11 protein-coding genes are annotated in these 16,475 nt (G+C 62.4%); 4 read left to right on the forward strand and 7 right to left on the reverse strand.

Annotation, left to right across the window (positions count from 1 at the left end; all coding sequences use genetic code 11):
• Positions 1-146: 146 nt before the first annotated feature.
• The 7 genes from ACVDHI_RS03890 to ACVDHI_RS03920 form a co-directional block, all read right to left on the reverse strand.
• Complete coding sequence (locus ACVDHI_RS03890; RefSeq protein WP_010674241.1) at positions 147-704, reverse strand: Lcl C-terminal domain-containing protein; 558 nt, start codon at positions 702-704, stop codon at positions 147-149.
• Entirely contained in the window at positions 701-2,068 is a 1,368-nt protein-coding gene (locus ACVDHI_RS03895; RefSeq protein WP_447211718.1) for an Lcl C-terminal domain-containing protein, read from the reverse strand. Before ACVDHI_RS03895 ends, ACVDHI_RS03890 begins: the two co-directional genes overlap by 4 nt.
• Positions 2,069-2,118: 50 nt before the next feature.
• Positions 2,119-4,530 carry a proprotein convertase P-domain-containing protein gene (locus tag ACVDHI_RS03900; protein ID WP_447211719.1) on the reverse strand — a complete coding sequence of 804 codons (2,412 nt, stop codon included), beginning with the start codon at positions 4,528-4,530 and terminating at the stop codon, positions 2,119-2,121.
• 29 nt (positions 4,531-4,559) lie between these two features.
• Positions 4,560-6,602 carry a prolyl oligopeptidase family serine peptidase gene (locus ACVDHI_RS03905; RefSeq protein WP_447211720.1) on the reverse strand — a complete coding sequence of 681 codons (2,043 nt, stop codon included), beginning with the start codon at positions 6,600-6,602 and terminating at the stop codon, positions 4,560-4,562.
• Positions 6,602-8,740: a TonB-dependent hemoglobin/transferrin/lactoferrin family receptor gene (locus ACVDHI_RS03910; RefSeq protein ID WP_447211869.1), complete on the reverse strand. Its 2,139-nt coding sequence runs from the start codon at positions 8,738-8,740 to the stop codon at positions 6,602-6,604. The genes ACVDHI_RS03905 and ACVDHI_RS03910 overlap by 1 nt, the downstream gene beginning before the upstream one ends.
• A gap of 280 nt (positions 8,741-9,020) precedes the next feature.
• Positions 9,021-10,868: a DUF3413 domain-containing protein gene (locus ACVDHI_RS03915; RefSeq protein ID WP_010674246.1), complete on the reverse strand. Its 1,848-nt coding sequence runs from the start codon at positions 10,866-10,868 to the stop codon at positions 9,021-9,023.
• A gap of 43 nt (positions 10,869-10,911) precedes the next feature.
• Entirely contained in the window at positions 10,912-11,139 is a 228-nt protein-coding gene (locus ACVDHI_RS03920; RefSeq protein WP_039038627.1) for a YejL family protein, read from the reverse strand.
• Between the two features lie 73 nt (positions 11,140-11,212).
• Between ACVDHI_RS03920 and yejK the strand changes: the two genes are divergently transcribed.
• From yejK to malG, 4 genes are all read left to right on the forward strand, one after another.
• Positions 11,213-12,262, forward strand: a complete 1,050-nt coding sequence (gene yejK / locus ACVDHI_RS03925; protein WP_039038628.1) for a nucleoid-associated protein YejK — start codon at positions 11,213-11,215, stop codon at positions 12,260-12,262.
• A 395-nt stretch (positions 12,263-12,657) separates the two neighbouring features.
• Positions 12,658-13,839: a maltose/maltodextrin ABC transporter substrate-binding protein MalE gene (gene malE, locus ACVDHI_RS03930; RefSeq protein WP_010674249.1), complete on the forward strand. Its 1,182-nt coding sequence runs from the start codon at positions 12,658-12,660 to the stop codon at positions 13,837-13,839.
• A gap of 73 nt (positions 13,840-13,912) precedes the next feature.
• Positions 13,913-15,568 (forward strand): maltose ABC transporter permease MalF, encoded by a 1,656-nt coding sequence (gene malF, locus ACVDHI_RS03935; RefSeq protein ID WP_041215465.1) that lies wholly within the window; start codon positions 13,913-13,915, stop codon positions 15,566-15,568.
• A gap of 12 nt (positions 15,569-15,580) precedes the next feature.
• Positions 15,581-16,471 (forward strand): maltose ABC transporter permease MalG, encoded by an 891-nt coding sequence (gene malG, locus ACVDHI_RS03940; RefSeq protein ID WP_010674251.1) that lies wholly within the window; start codon positions 15,581-15,583, stop codon positions 16,469-16,471.
• Positions 16,472-16,475 lie beyond the last annotated feature (4 nt).

A 16,475-nucleotide genomic window follows, 5' to 3' on the forward strand; every position in this document is an offset into this window, starting at 1 on the left:
GGTTTCATGCCAGCGCTGCGGCGTGCAAAACCGCCCTGAACAGGCATCACATGACGCAATTTGATGCTTTTTTGACGGCCAGGGTCACCTTGGCGCTTCTTGCCTAGTGTCAAACAGGGGGCCGGGTGGCCCCCATGGCCAGGCTGTCACCTCACCAGCAGAACCTGTTTCGCCCAAGAGCGGGGGGCGCGCTGGGCGACGGAGCCGCTGGTGATGTCCAGGTAAGCGACGCCCTGAAGGGCTGGCACCGGGGTGGAAGACCAGAGATAGACATAGCCGTCGTTCACCTCCTTGCCATCCCCGGCCATGGCGCGGGGGAAGATGGTTTCGTTCAATGCCGGTTTGTAACAGGCGGACTCCAGAATGCTGGCGAGCTCCTTGATGGTGGGCAGGCGCCAGTCGTGATGACCACCAAAGCCATACAGGGCATGGCTCGGTTCGGTACGGATCCGTTCCGCCGTCTGCAGTGCCTGTTGCCAGTAGAGGCGGGTGGGTTCCCCCTCGCAGCTCTGGTTGCGCCAGGTCTGGCCGAGCTGGCAGCGCATCCAGGTCAGACCGGTGCCCCTGTCGGTGACGGTGCCGTTGCCGTGATCCTGGAAACGGGCGGTGGGACTGGTACGGGGCAGGGCGTCGTCGCAGATGGCGATGGCCAGTGCCAGGGGGCTGCACAGGGTGAGCAGCAGGGTCAGAAGATACTTGTTCATCGGGTTACCTCGGCCACCAGGCGCAGTTGCAGACCGTTGGCGTCATTGCTGTTTTGAACTGGGGTGGGATAGTCGGCACCGGCGTCCTCGCCGAGGAAGATGTGGGCGATGGCGCTCAGAGGCGCGCTCTCCAGCCGGCGGGACGGGGTCAGGGTCTGGCTCCAGTAATAGCCATCGAAGCCATTGAGTCCGGTACCGACATCGGGGAAGTAGCGCACATCCAGGGTGACGAGCTGGCCATCCTGGCGGGCGAGGGAGCCGTAGTGCTGCAAACTCATCAGCTCACGGGCGTGGGGCAGGCGCCAGTGGGTGATGCCGCAGAGTCGTTGTCCATTGAGCCATTGGCGATACTGCTCGGTGGAGCAGATAGCCTCCCCCTCGGGGCAGGCGTAATCCCGCTCCTCCTGGGTCGGGTGATATTCGTCGAACTCCCAGGCGAAGGTGCGGTGCAGATCCCGCGGACTGTCCGGATCATCGAGCTTCTTCTCCCAGACGAGGCCGGTATTGAGATCCTCCACGCACTCCCACTCGTCGGCATTGTCCGCCAGGGGTTGCCCCTTGCCGTCCAGCTTGCGATAGCGCAGGGGCGCCTGGCCCAGGCTCGCCTCCTGGCCCGGGTGATCCGCAGGCTCCTGGGTCAGCAGGTAATCCACCCCGTCCGTGTAGGTGGTGACGCCGCTGGCGGTCACCAACGCCCTAGGTTGCTGCTGCATCAGCACGGCGGCGAGTCTGGCCTGCTGGCTCAGTAGCTCGGGGCTGGCGGCAAAGTGCCGGGCGAGCTCGGGCAGCAGGGTGACAAGGCCTTGCCAGATCTGCTGGCGGCGTTCGCTGGCGGCCAAGGCGGGCAGGGTGGCCTCGTCATCGAAGGCGGTGAGGGCCAGCTCGGCGAGGGCGCGGTTGAAGTCGCCCAGCTGCGCCAGGGCCGCCAGATCTGGGCCGGGGTGAAGGGGGGCCAGGGCGAGCAGCACGTCCGTCAGGGCCTGAGCCGGTGGCAGCCCGTCCGAGATACGCGTTTGCAGCAGGGTGCTGAGGGGGCTGGGGGTGAGGTGCTGGTTGTCCTGGCGCGCCGCCGGGTGGGCCAGGGGCAGGGCGGCGGGATCCGCCGGAATGAACAGCAGGGGAGTGGTGAGCAGATCAGGGTGGTGCCGGGTCAGAGTGTGGGCACCGGCCTCGCCGCTGACGGCGGGCTCATTGGCTTCGCAGCCGTCGTTCTGGTTCAGGTTGATGCACAGGGTGCCCGCAGCGGGCAGGCTGACCGTCAGGCGGTAGTCCGGCGCGGTCAGGGGAGCCTCGTCCGAACCGCCGCCACAGGCGCTGAGCAGGGGGGCCAGCAGGCAGACGATCGGGGTCATTCTCATGGTCATGGTGTGTCCTTGGAGGGGCCTTGGCCCCTCTCTTCTTTATATAGGGAGAGTCAGAGGCGACGCAGACGGCGCCACAGGGCCAGCGGCAGCAGCCAGAGCAGGGGGAAGGTCCCCCCGCCACTGCTGTCCGAGGTATCGAAGCGGATGATGCCGTCATCCGGCACGGGCACGGTGTTGCCGCACTGGGCGCCGGTACGCTGGCTGATGCTCCACCCGTTCAGGAGACCCTGATTGCCCGGTTTGCTGTCCACCACCTCCAGGGTCCAGCGACCGGCCAGGGGTTCTCCTTCGAAGGCGCTGAAGGGTTGCAGGGACTGCAACTCGGTGGGGAAGACCCCTTTCAGGCTCGGCAGGGGGCTGTAACCCTTGTCCCAGATCTGGACCCGGGTGCCGGCGGGGGAGCTGAGCCAGATCTCCAGCTCATCCAGTGCCTCGTGCTGCAGATCCAGGCTCAGTTGCAGCCTGTCGCTCACACGGGCATCGCTCTTCTCCAGCAGCAGGCTGGTTTCGCTCAGGCCGCGCACCTCCTCGCTCTGGGCATCGTTCAGTCGCTGCGACCGACCACTGGCCCGGCTGATGACGGGGGTGCCGATGGGCAGGGTCAGGGATTGCTGCCACTGGCGCTCGGTGGGGCTGGTACCGTTCATGGCGAGATTCACCGAGAGGCTCGCCTCGTCGCCGCAGGCGAGCGGGCTCTGGGCCAGCAGGCGCAGGGTGGTGATCATGCTGGCACCGGCGGCCAGGGTTGCTGGTTGCCAGCTGTCAGGATCGGCCTGCAACCCGGTTGGCAGGGTGAGGGCCAGCTCGTTTAGGGTCACTTCCCCTTTGCCCGGGTTGCTGAAGGTCAGCTGCACCGACTGGCGCTGCCCCAGCGGGATGGCGCTCCCCTCGGCGAGGGCGATATTGACGGGAGCTTGCAGCAGCCCGTGCTGGCGAAATGCCTGCTCCAGCAGACGGGCATAGGCTCGCGTCGGGTAGAGACGGGCGGCGGTATCCACGGTGATCCGGGCCAGTTGCGGCATGCGAATGGCCGGCCCCAGGCCGAAGTGGGATTCGATGATGACGCGATCAAACTCGTCCCTGGCCGCCTCGCCGTGCTCGGCCACCGCCGTCAGCAGGGCCTGGAACAGCGGGGTGCCCCAGAGCTGATCCCCGTTGCTGCCGTTGATGGTGCGGTGGGCGGGGTAGCGGTAGTCCGGATGGTAGCGGGCGCGCAGATCGTCGAGCTGGCGCGGGGTTCGGTCGGTGAAGCGGGCATCCCAGTTGAACACCATGGCGGGTTCGAACTGGCGACCGGCTTCGCTGCGCTGACGATGACTGGCGGCCAGGTAGTCGCCAAAGCCCTCGCCGATGGCTCCCCAGTCACCCTCTTCCCCGAGATCCGGCAGGATGTGGTGCTGCACCCCGTGGCCGAACTCGTGCCAGATGACCATGGGATCCTCGGCATCGGGTACGCCGCTGCGACCCAGCTCCAGCCTGCGTTCGAACGGATCGTAGAGGGAGTTGTCCTGATAACCCGCGTCCGTGTCGATGTCGAGCGCCCCGGGGATGAGATCGGTGAAGCCGAGCGCCTTGAGGTGGCGCTGGGCGAGATCCAGATGGTAGTAGGCGTTGATGTCCGCAAAGCCGCGATCGTCCCGGGTCAGGCGAAAACCCTGCACGTCACTGCTGCTGTAGGGGGCCGATTCGGGGGCCGTGACATCCACCACCCTGGCATGGGGGCCGCTCAGGCGATACTGCCCGGCCTGCAGGCTCACCGGCAGGGGAACTGGATCCTGGTAGGCGGCCTGTGCCAGCACCAGCTCATCGTGCCAGACCAGGCTGGCGTCCTGCAGGCGGGTGCGGGGATCGGGGTCGAACACCCGTGCCTGAACCTGCTGATCGCCTGCGTCGGCGACATGCAGAGGGCGGGTAGTTGCCTGATCCCCGAGACGGCCAAGCTCCTGCTCCCCGTCGCAACGGGCAAACAGCTGCACCTGGCTGGCCTTGGCATTGCCTGCCTTGTGCTCGCGCACCCGCTGGCGCAGGGCAGGCACCAGGGTATCGCCGTCTCGCCAGTACCAGGCTTCGACCGGCCCCAGCGTCTCTATCTGGTTGCCGTCGGTGCGCAGGGTGGCGAGCAGGGGATCCAGGGTGCCGCTGGCATCGCAGCCGGGCGCTGTGCTCTGCAAGGGGCGCAGGTTGTGATAGAGGCGCCAGGGGCGGCCGTCCCCGTCGACACTGACGGCGGCCTGGGTGGCGGCCACCGGCAGGCCGTTCACCAGCTGGCGAAAGCTGTAATGGTGGCCGAGCAGGCTGGCCCTGTCGTAATCGGGGGCGAGGAGCACACCGAGGCGCTGCTCGAGCCAGCGCTTCGGCGTCGTGGTCAGGGGTGGTTCATCGACAAACTGCAGATCGGCCGCCAGCAGCGGCGATGAGATCAGGGTTGCCGCCAGCCAGAGGGCCAGGGAAGAGGGTTTCATGGTTCACTCCAGAAAAAGAGGACAAGGGGTCAGTGGTTGACGCCCGCCAGGGTGAGCAGGAAGGCAAACTCCTGCGCCGCACGCAGCGCCGCCGTTTTGGGGGCGCCCAGGTGGCCGCCGTCGAGTTCGGTGCGCAGCAGATAGGGGCCTGTTCCCGTGCTACGGGATCGCAGGCGGGCTATCCACTTGAGGGGTTCCCAGTAGGGCACCTGACTGTCGTGCAGGCCGCCCGTCACATAGACGGGGGGATAAGGGGCCTTGTGCAGGTTGTCGTAGGGGCTCAGGCGGCGCATCGCGGCATAGTCACCCGGGATGGCCGGATTGCCCCACTCGGCGTACTCCTGCCGGGTGAGGGGCAGCTCGGGATCCTGCATGGTGCCCAGCAGGTCGACGAAGGGAACTTGCAGCACGGCTCCGGCGAAACGGGTGGGCGCCTGGTTGAGTGCCGCTGCCACCAGCAGGCCGCCGGCGCTGCCGCCCATGGCAAACAGCCGGGCGGGATCGATGGCGGGATCCCGTGCCAGGGCATCGGCCACGGCGAGAAAATCATCCACGCTGTGCTGTTTGTCCCGGCCACGACCCTCCCGGTACCAGGATTCGCCGAGCAGACCGCCCCCGCGCACATGGGCGATGGCGTAGACGAAGCCACGATCCAGCAGGCTCAGCACCCGGGGCTGGTAGTAGGGGCGCATGGGGGTGCCGTAGGCCCCATAGCCGTAGAGCAGCAGTACCCTGGGGTGGGTAATGCCCTTGCGCCAGACCAGGGAGACAGGCACCTTGACCCCGTCCTTGCCCGCGATCCAGCGTCGCTCGCTCTGATAGGGAGAAGTGTCCCTGCTCTCGGGTGTCCCCTCCCAGGCGCCGGAGGCGAGATCCAGCCAGCGCTGGTGAGGTGGTTCGGCCATCCCCTGGCGGCGAATGAGCACCTTGTCGCTGGCCGGTTCCTGGCTGCCCTGGATCCAGGCCGTGCCTGCGCCATCGGTGAGCGGCAGGCTGTGGGTCAACGCACCCTTGGCGTCCAGCACATCGAGCCAGTCATCCCCTTCCTTGCGGTATTGCAGCACGGTGTGCCGGGCAAAGAGGCGCCACTTCTCGAGTTCCCGGCCCTCGCCGGACCAGAGCCGTTGCCACTCTCCCTTCGCCACCAGGCTCAAGTCGGCCACCTGATAGAGGCCGAGGGCGCCGTCCCGGTTGCTCTTGAGCAGCACCCTGTCCCCCAGGGTATCCAGGTAGTATTCGAGGCCGCGCTCGCGCCCCTTGAGCAGGTCGGCCCGACCCGCGTCCAGCAGGTATTGCTCCGAGCTGTCGTGGTTGTTGCTTTGCAGCACCAGGTGGCGGCGATCCGTGGTGCGATAGAGGCCGAGCAGCCAGGCGGGATCGCGCTCCTCATACACCAGGGTCTCCTTGCCATCCTGCCAGGCCAGCAGTTGCCAGGGGCGCAGGGTCTGGCGCTCGTTGGCGAGGGTGTAGAGGGTCTTGCCATCCAGACTCCAGAGCAGATCGCCGGCGCGGTGAGGCAAAGAGGCCAGTGTCTCGCCACTCGCCAGATCCAGCAGGGTGATGCGGTAGTCCCGATCTCCCCTGCGGTCTTCGGCCAGGGCAAGCAGGTGCCCGTCCGGGTGCAGGGCCCAGGCGGCGAGCTCGTAATACCCCTCGGCAGGTTGGCGGGGAGCCAGCCGCTTTCGGGGAGCGTCATTGGAGTCGCTGCGTTGCCACAGGCTGCCGTCCGCCTCCATGCGCCACTGGCTGCCAGCTTGGCTCAGCCAGTCGTCCGGCACGGGTTCGCCCCGCTCCCGGCCCTGCCACTCCATCTGCAGGCGCTGCACCAGTGGCGCCTGGCCGGCGAGCTGCTGCTCGGTCCAGCGGTTCTGCTCGCGCAGCAGCGCCAGGAGGGCGGGATCCTGGCGGCTGTCGTCACGCCAGCCACCATAGGGATCGAGACGGGCTATCTCCCCCTTCATCAGTTGCGGGCGCTCGGGGATGAGGGGCGCGGCCTCCAGGGTTGCCTCAGGCAGGGGGGAGGCGGGGGCCGGCGTGGCCAGCAGGCTGGCCAGGATCAATAGGCTGTGCATCAGATCCCCACGAAGGTGTAGCGCAGGCTGGCACTCAGGGTGCGGCCGCTCTGGGTGAAGAGGGAAGCATCGGTCCCGGCTTCCAGCCCGGCTACATCCTGATAGCGGGTGTAGCGGGTGTCGAACAGGTTGTCGAGCTTGAGGTTGACCTTGAGGGCGTCGGTGACCAGCCAGTCGGCCGTCAGGGCGAAACTGAGCCAGCCGGCACTTTCGAGGCAGTCCCCCTGGCGGCCGGTCAGGCTGTTGCCGCAGGTGGGCACCCGGCTCATGGCGGCGGCATAGTCCGCCTGAATGCCCAGACTCCACTCATTGGCCTGATAGCTCAAACGGGTGTTGCCCTCGAGGGGCGTCAGGGTGCGCAGCGCTTCACCTTTGTTGTCCTCGCCATCGACCCAGCCGAGCTTGGTGGCGAGCTCCCACTCCTGGGTCAGCCAGTAGCTGGCGGCGAGTTCGGCCCCCCAGGTTTCGGCCTTGGCGACGTTGCGATATTGGCGCAGGATGACGCCATCGCTCAGGCGCAGCCCCACCTCGCGCCAGTCGATGAAGTTGTAGTAGCGGTTGTAGAAGAGCGCTGGCTTGATGCTCCAGTTGTCCCCCTCGCCACTCAGCCCCCACTCGATGCTGTGGCTGGTCTCCTCCTTGAGCCCGGTGTTGGCGATGATCTCGAAGGGTGGCAGAGCGAAGTAGTGGGGGATGTTGCCGTACACCTTGTCGTAGGAAGGCGCCCGGAACCCGTTGGCATAGCTGAGCCAGCTACGCCACTGGTCGTTGAAGCGGTAACTGGTGGCCAGGCTCGGGGAGAGGTGCCAGCTGTGGTTGCTGTCGTGGCTGCCGTCCAGCGGCGTGAGCCACTGGTGATCCATGCGCAGGGTGGGGGTGAACTGCCACTGACCCAGGCTGGCCACGTCGCCGAGCCAGACTCCGGCCCTGTCGGTACGGGCGCGGCTGAAGGGGGCGGACTGGCCGGGTTGGGGAATGCCGGCCTCCAGACTCAGCTTCTCCACCGGCCGCTCGTGGGTGGTGCGCTCGAGCTCGATGCCGTAACTGAGCTGATGGGCGAGAGGGCCGGTGGCGAGATCCCGGCGCACATCCAGCTCGGTACCGATCCTGTCTTCGGTGAAGGTGGCGAGTTCCCGTTCGCTGCGATAGCGCGGATAACCGCTCAGCAGATCGTTTTGCAGCAGGCTGCGCTTGTTGGCGGTGTTTTTCGAGTGATTGCCGTAGGCACTCCAGGTGAGACTGTCGGCCAGTATTGTGTCGAGGTTGCTCGCCTCCCAGGCCAGCTTGCCCCCCTGGGTGCGTTGGCTGCCCTGCTCGTGGTACTGGCGCACCTGCCACTTGCCATCGGGCTGGGGCACTTCGCGCGGCCCCTGATCCCGCTCGGCGTTGTCCTCGAAGTAGTCGAGTTCGAGGCGCAGCAGATGATGTTCGTTCAGCTGTATGCGAGAGCTGGTGGAGGCGCTGAGGCCATCCAGATCCGCCGGGATGCGGCTCTCGTCGTAGTTGGCGGTCTCATGTCCCTGCCAGCCGGAGAGGCGCAGCAGGTGTTCGGTATCCCGTATCCGGGCGGCGCCGGTGGCGCTCAGTTTCTGCTTGTCACTGCTGCCATCGTGCAGCACCTTGCTGCTGAGATAGGCATCCTGGCCCTGAAGGTAATCTTCCGGCTGCTTGGTGCTGATGACGATGGTGCCGCCGATGGCATCGGAGCCATGGAGGGAGGAACCGGCTCCCTTGGCCACCTCTATCTGTTTGACATCGTCGAGATCGAAGCTGAAGCGGCCCACCTTGTCGTTGAGGTCGTCGGCGCCAAAACCGTCGCTGACCCGCACCCCGTCCTTGATGATGAGCACCCGGTTGCCGCCCATGCCGCGGATGATGATGTTCTGGGGGCGACCGGCGGAGCCGGTCACCGAGACGCCGGGTTCGTTCTTGAACACATCGGTGAGCTCAGTGGCAACCTGGCGATCCAGATCCTCCTCCGTGATGACGGTGATGGAACCCGACACGTCGGAGAGCTTCTGCTCGATGCGCTGTCCCTTGACCACGATGGTTTCCCGCCCCTTGAGTTCGGGGGGCATGTCCGTTGTGTCGACCCCGGCGGGATCGCTGGTAGCCAGCGCCGTACCGGACAGCAGCATGGGCCAGTAGTGAAGAAGTCGAATTTTCATATTTGAGAATAATTATTATTTAAGCCTGAAGGGCGCGGATTATTGCAGAGGGAGTCAAGTAGATCAATAAATGACAATCATTATCATTTTGTTTTTATGATATTGATCGAATTGAGTTTTTTGAGAGATAAATCAGTAAGGTAGTGGCATACGTTTGCGAATGACGCCATGGGAAACAGGAGGACGGGCGTGGTGCGGGCAAGAAAAAGCCCGCCATAGGGGCGGGCTCAAGGAGGTAGGCTGGCGCTGATCAGGGGGCGCGATAGAAGCGATTGAGCTCGTTCATCACCTGGATCAGGGTGCCCATATCCGGGGTGCCGTGCTTGATGGGGCGATAGGTGTCGCGGTCCAGCAGCTCGAAGTCCCCCTGCTTGTTGAACTGGGTGATGGTGTTGCCCTGATAGATGGCGAAGTCATTCTGATCCCCCGCCAGCAGCCAGGTGCGTGTACTGGCTTCGAACAGGTTGCGCCCCGTGCTGTAGTCACGATAGGGGTTGCGTACACCCAGCATGTTCTTCATCAGGGTCGGTACCAGATCCAGGTGGCTGCTCGCCTGCGCCTGGGGCGCAGGTTCGGCACCAGGCCAGGCCAGCACCAGGGGGACCTGCACCTGATAGGTCGAGTAATTGCTGCCATAGCCCCAGCTGTTGCTCTGGGTCTCGTTGAACTCCTGACCGTGGTTGGAGGTGACCACGACGATGGTCTGATCATCAAGCCCCTGCAATTGCAGTTGGGTCAGCATCTGCTCCAGCAGTTGATCGGTATAGAAGACCGCGTTCTTGTAGCGGTTCTCCAGCTTCTGCAGGTTCTCGGGCCGATAGGCAGTGGCCGGGTTGAAGCGGGTCAACTCGGGCTGGAAGGGGCCCTTGATGCTGGCTGGCACCTGATAATCCCCCGGGCTAGAGAGATAGACCAGAGAGAACCAGGGTCTGTCCGCGGTGCGCGTGCCAAGCCACTGCTGCCAGTCGTCGATGAGTCTGCGGTCATCGGTCTGGCGGGAGACGAATACCTGCTTGCGCAGACCCGCAAGCAGACTTTGGCGATACTGCTTGGCATCTTCCAGTGCACCGAACAGGCCGAACTGGTAGTCCTGACGCAGCATCTCGTCGAACAGCACGGGGGGGCGCTTGTCGGCCCGGATGTCCCCGTAATAGTGGCCGGGCAGCCCGTAGAAGAGGCTGAACATCCCCATGGCTTCATCATTGCCACCACTCATGTGCTGGCGGAAATTGAAGTGGTTGTCCGCGTAGCGTTGCAGATTGGGCATGTTGATGTTGTTGAGCATGTCGGCTCGCAGGGAGTCGACCACCACCACCAGCAGGTTCTTGTGATCGCTGGGTGCGCTCACGCTGAGGGGGCGCAAGGGATAGAGCAGACGGTGCTCAGCGCTTCCCTGATCTTCGGCCTTCTTCTCATACTGCTCGAGGTCGAGCCAGCCATGCTTGGCCAGGAAGCTCCTGGCGGTCATGGGGTAGGAGAGGGGGAAGTTGGCCCGTTGCATGGTGATGGGTTGATACAGGGTCGCATCCGCCCAGCTGTTGACCAGATGGGTGAGGATGAAGCAGACCAGCAGGGCCAGCCCCACCTGATTGCCGTACTGGCGGCGTTTGCGCTTGTTGATCTTGCGCCACACATAGGCCGACAGCAGCAGTTGCAGCAGGAAGATGGCGGGCACCGCCACGAAGATGATGCTCCAGATAGAGCCCTCTTCGGTCTGCGCCTGATCCAGCAGCAGTTGCCACACCTGGCCATTCAAGTGGAACTTGAACAGCTGGAACACCTGGGTGTCGATAAGCAGCAGCACCAGCGCCAGGGTGGCGATGATGGATGAAATGAAACGCAGCGGCTTCTCCCTGGGCAGGATGAAGCTCAAGGGGAAGATGGTCAGCAGATAGGTGACGAAGCTCAGGAACGAGAAATGACCTATCCAGCTGATGACGAGATAGGTCACGCCGAGCGTGGTCGACGGCCAGCTGATGGCGCCCAGGTAACGGGTCGAGATCAGCATGGCCAGGATGATGTTGAAGAAGGAGAACCAATGCCCCCAGGTGATCAGGCGAGAGACATTATCGCGATAGGGGTTGCCGGTTTCGACCATAATGATCCATCTGCTTGAAAAACATCAAAGAATGCGAAGAAACTCAGTGCGCATCGTGGCGATGGCCCACCGAGGCGGTGAGTGCCTGGATGAACTTCTCGGTGATCGCCTGGCGCTGGGCCGGGGCCATGCCGTTGATGATGTTGGTGGTCAGGTTGCCAAGGACCATCAGACTGAGATCCACCGGTGCCTTGTGTTTCTCCAGGGCGGTGATCAGGTCGTTCATCAGGGCGTCAAACTGCTCGTTATTGTACTTTGATACGATGGGCATAATCTTGGGTTCACCTCGGTTCAAAGCGCCTTATAATACTTCACCCTTTCGGCTAACACTATGGCTTTGTGACATGAGTCTCGATATCGACAAGATCATTCTTCACTCCCTGCGGGCGGGCAACGATGGCCAGCCCCACGCCGATACCCGCAGCCAGACCCTGCCTGCCGACGAGGCGGTACAAGGGCTGATGGCAGAACTGCATCGCATCTATAACGGCAAGGGGGGGAAGGGCTTTGGCTTCTTCGCCGATCCCGAGGCCGCCGTCGCCGAGCTGGCGGAGGGGGAAGACGCCCCCAAGCAGCCTTCCCCCGCCTTTCGCATCGCCCTGGAGCAGCTGCTGGCGGAGCAGACCGAGTTCGTCCCCTTTTCCGTCAACCTGACCCAGATGCTGGTCAAGCAGCTGGTGGAGCATGCCCTGGACGAGCAGGGGGTGTTGCTGATTGCCAAGTACAACTATGTGGGGGTGGATTACCTGATGATCGCCCTGCTGGAAGGCAAGGAGAGCGTCACCGTGAGCGAGGCGCTGGAGCTGCGCCACATCCAGTACCTGGATATCGGCAAACTCAATCTGGTGGCCCGCATCGATCTCACCGAGTGGAAAACCCAGGGGGATTCGCGTCGTTATATCACCTTCAGCAAGGGCCGGGTCGGTCGCAAGCTGGGGGATTTCTTCATGGATCTGCTGGGGGCCCGGGAGGGCATGGATGCCAAGATCCAGAACAAGGGGTTGCTGCAGGCGGTGGACGATTACTGCGACAGCCGCCAACTCGAACCGGCCGAGCGCAATGACTACAAGAAGCAGGTCTTCAAATATTGCACCGAGCAGGCCAGCGCCGGCGAGGAGATCGAGATCAAGGAGCTGTCGGCGGAATTGCCCGGTGATGGGGATCTCGATTTTTACAGCTTCATCGGTCAGGAGTACGAGCTGGAGGAGCGCTTCCCGGCGGACCGTTCCACCCTGCGGGGCTTGACCAAGTTTGTGGGCTCCGGTGGCGGACTGACCCTGAGCTTCGAGCAGAAGTTGCTCAACAGCCGGGTTTTTTACGATCCCCAGACCGACACCCTGACCATCAGGGGAGTCCCGCCCAATCTCAAGGATCAATTGCTGCGCCAGTCGTAATGTGATCCAGCCGTCATTTCTTGCAAAAAGGCACCGGAGTCCGCTCCGGTGCCTTTTTATTTAAGGGGGTGATGTAGATGGAAACCACCTCAGTACTTTTGTTAACACATTGAACAAAATATCGGGAATGAAAGGGTTTTCAGTGGGGTGAAATCCCTTTCAATGGCGTAAATTAATTTCCTTTCTGTAATTTAATTTCCATATCTTGGCAAAAATATGGGGATATCCCTTCCTAAGTCGCTGAAATAAGAAAATGTTTTCATAACTTTCTGGAAGAAAATACGTAATTGCATTTCAAAAATGCGAGGCGTGTCATGTGAGGCATTGACTGCTTGGGATAATATTCATCTGCACACAATGCTCTTACAGCGCGGAACTAATACAAGGAAAGGCTCATGAAAAAGAAATTGCTGTCATCCCTGATCGGTCTGGCTACCCTGGGCGTGGCCTGCTCTGCCACTGCTGCCATTGATGAAGGTCAGCTGACCATCTGGATCAACGGTGACAAGGGCTACAACGGCCTGGCCGAAGTCGGCAAGAAGTTTGAAGCCGAAACCGGCATCAAGGTCACCGTCGCCCACCCGGATCAGGTTGAAGTCAAATTCCAGCAAGCCGCCGCCACCGGCAACGGCCCGGACATCTTCTTCTGGGCTCACGACCGTTACGGTGAGTGGGTCAAGTCCGGTCTGCTGGTTCCCGTGACCCCGAATGCCGCCACCAAGGCCAAGTTCGAGCAATTCGCCTGGGATGCCATGACCGTCGATGGCAAGACCTATGGCTACCCGGTCGCGGTAGAAGCCGTCAGCCTGATTTACAACAAGGATCTGTTGCCCAACCCGCCGAAGACCTTCGAAGAGATCGCCAAGATCGACGAAGACCTGAAGAAAAATGGCAAGCGCGCCATCATGTGGGCCTATGACACCCCCTACTTCAGCTACCCCCTGGTGGCTGCCAACGGTGGTTATGCCTTCAAGAAGACCGCCACCGGCTATGACGTCAAAGACACCGGCGTGAACAACGCAGGTGCCAAGGCCGGCGTCGGCTACATCTCCGAGATGATCAAATCCGGTCACCTGGAGAAGGGCATCGACTACGGTGTGATGGACGCCAAGTTCAACAAGGGCGAAGTGGCCATGATGATCAACGGTCCCTGGGCCTGGAGCAACCTGGACAAGAGCGGCATCAAGTATGGCGTAGCCCAGCTGCCGACCCTGAAAGGCAAGCCGGCCAAGGCCTTCGTTGGCGTACTGGGTGCCACCATCAACGCCGCCAGCCCGAACAAGGATCTGGCCATCGAGTTCCTCGAGAACTACCTGCTGACCGATGCCGGTCTGGCGCCGATGAACGCCGACAAGCCGCTGGGTGCCGTGGCCCTGAAGTCCTTCCAGAAGACCCTGGAAGCCGACCCCAACATCAAGGCCACCATGCTGAACGCCCAGAACGGCGAACCGATGCCGTCCGTGCCCGAGATGAGCCGTTTCTGGTCCTCCTTCGAAACCGCCCTCAAGAACGTCACCTCTGGCCGTCAGGGTGTTGACGAAGCCCTGGATACCGCTGCCAAGCGTATCGTCCAGTAAGCATGCACTACCCGGGAGGCCTTCGGGCCTCCCACTCTCTCAATCTCTCTTGGCGCAATAAAGGTTAATTGGCATGGAAGTAGTACCTTCTATCGAATCCTATGCCGGTCCGAAGAAAGACAAGTACGTCTGGCTGAAATGGACCATGGCGGCACTGATCGCAGTGCTTAATGGTTATGCGGCCGTGATGATGTATGCCAGCGGCGAGTGGGTATTTGCCCTGCTCGATCTGGTGGTCGTATCCGTCGGTCTCTATGTCTTCATGAACAAGAAGACCTATGCCCACCGTTATATTTTCCCCGGTGTGGCAGGCATGGTTGTTTTTATCATCTTCCCTCTTGCCTACACGATCGGCATCGCCTTCACCAACTATTCGGGATCCAACTTGCTCTCCCTTGAGCAGGCACGGGATTACCATCTGAAAAAAACCTACAAGGTGACCGGCGGTGAATTCGATTTCACCCTCCTGGGTGGTGAGAACAATCAGTTTCAGCTGCTGCTGAAACAGGACGACCAATCCTTTATCAGTCAACCCCTTACCTTGCTGAACAACAAGGCGCGTACCCTGGCCGTCCGTGAAGGACGGGTCCGTGACGAGCCCCAGGTTGTTCAGTTGCAGCCTCTGGACGGGGCCACGGTCGGCGAGGCGGCACCCATTCGTGCCATCGTTGATCACCGCACCCACCTGAGTGCCCTGGATGTGGTACTGCCCGAAGGCAATATCCATCTGACCCTGAGCAGCCTGCGCAAGTTTGCCGCCCAGAAACAGCTCTATACCCAGCTGGTCGACGGCGCCGTGCTCAAGTCCGGCGTCATGATCAAGGACAGCAACCTGCTACGTGACAACCAGAGCGGCGAGCTGATGCTGCCCAACGGTGACACCGGCTTCTACCAGTACATCGATGCGGAAGGTCACTTCGTCGGCAAGGGCGTTGCCCCCGGTTTCGTGGTGAGCGTGGGTTGGAAAAACTTCATGCGCATCATGACGGACCCGGGTATCCAGAGTCCCTTCATGCAGATCTTCGTCTGGACCGTGATCTTCTCCGCCTGTTCGGTGGCGTTCACCCTGGCGATCGGCATGGTGCTGGCGTGTCTGGTGCAGTGGGAGCAGCTCAGGGGGCGTGGTTTCTACCGGGTCATGCTGATCCTGCCCTATGCGATACCGGCGTTCATCTCCATCCTGGTGTTCAAGGGCTTGTTCAACCAGAACTTCGGTGAAATCAACCTGTTCCTGGAGGCGGCCTTCGGCATCAAGCCGGACTGGTACACCAATCCCTTCCTGGCCAAGGTGATGATCCTCATCGTCAACACCTGGCTCGGTTACCCCTACATGATGATCCTCTGCATGGGCCTGCTCAAGGCCATTCCGGAAGATCTCTACGAGGCGTCCGCCATGGACGGGGCGGGGCCGGTACAGAACTTCTTCAAGATCACCGTACCGCTCTTGATGAAGCCGCTGACACCGCTGTTGATTGCATCCTTTGCCTTCAACTTCAACAACTTCGTACTTATCCAGTTGTTGACGAACGGGGCGCCGGACATCATCGGGGCCACCACGCCGGCCGGGACCACCGACTTGCTGGTGAGCTATACCTACCGGATCGCGTTCCAGGGCTCGGGTGGTCAGGACTACGGTCTGGCCAGTGCCATCGCCACCGCCATCTTCCTCATCGTGGGTGCGCTGGCCTTGCTCAACCTGAAATTGTCCAAAGCCGACAAGCAACTGTAAGGAGGCTTCAACATGGCAATCGTACAACCCAAATCAGTCAAATACCGGGTGTGGGCAACCCACCTGGTGATGTGGGGCTTCCTGGCACTGATCATCTTCCCGCTGATCATGGTCATCGCCATCTCGTTCCGTAACGGCAACTTCTCGGTGGGGGAGATCATCCCCACCAATCCGACCCTGGATCACTGGAAGCTGGCGCTCGGCATGTCCATCACCAACGCCGACGGCAGCATCACGCCGCCGCCGTTCCCGGTGCTGACCTGGCTGTGGAACTCCATCAAGGTGGCGGGCATCACCGCCCTGATGATAGTGGTGCTCTCCACCACCTGTGCCTACGCCTTCGCCCGTCTGCGGTTCCGTGGCAAGTCCACCATCCTGCAGGGCATGCTGATCTTCCAGATGTTCCCGGCGGTGCTGGCACTGGTGGCCATCTACGCGCTCTTCAACAAGATTGGTGACTACATCCCCTGGCTGGGTCTCAACACCCACGGCGGCCTGATCCTGGCCTACATGGGGGGCATCGCCCTGCACGTCTGGACCATCAAGGGCTACTTCGAGACCATCGACTCTTCCCTGGAGGAGGCGGCGGCCATCGATGGCGCTACTCCGTGGCAGGCGTTCCGCCTGATCCTGCTGCCCCTGTCGGTGCCCATTCTGGCGGTGGTGTTCATCCTGGCCTTCATCGGCTCCATCACCGAGGTGCCCATGGCCTCCATCCTGTTGCAGGATGTGAACAATCTGACCCTGGCGGTCGGGGCCCAGCAGTACCTCTATCCGCAGAACTACCTGTGGGGTGACTTCGCCGCAGCCGCCGTGCTGTCAGGCTTCCCCATCACGGTCGTGTTCCTGCTCGCCCAGCGCTGGCTGGTGGGCGGTCTGACCGCAGGCGGCGTGAAAGGTTAACGGT

Source organism: Aeromonas sp. 25-248 (assembly GCF_053005425.1).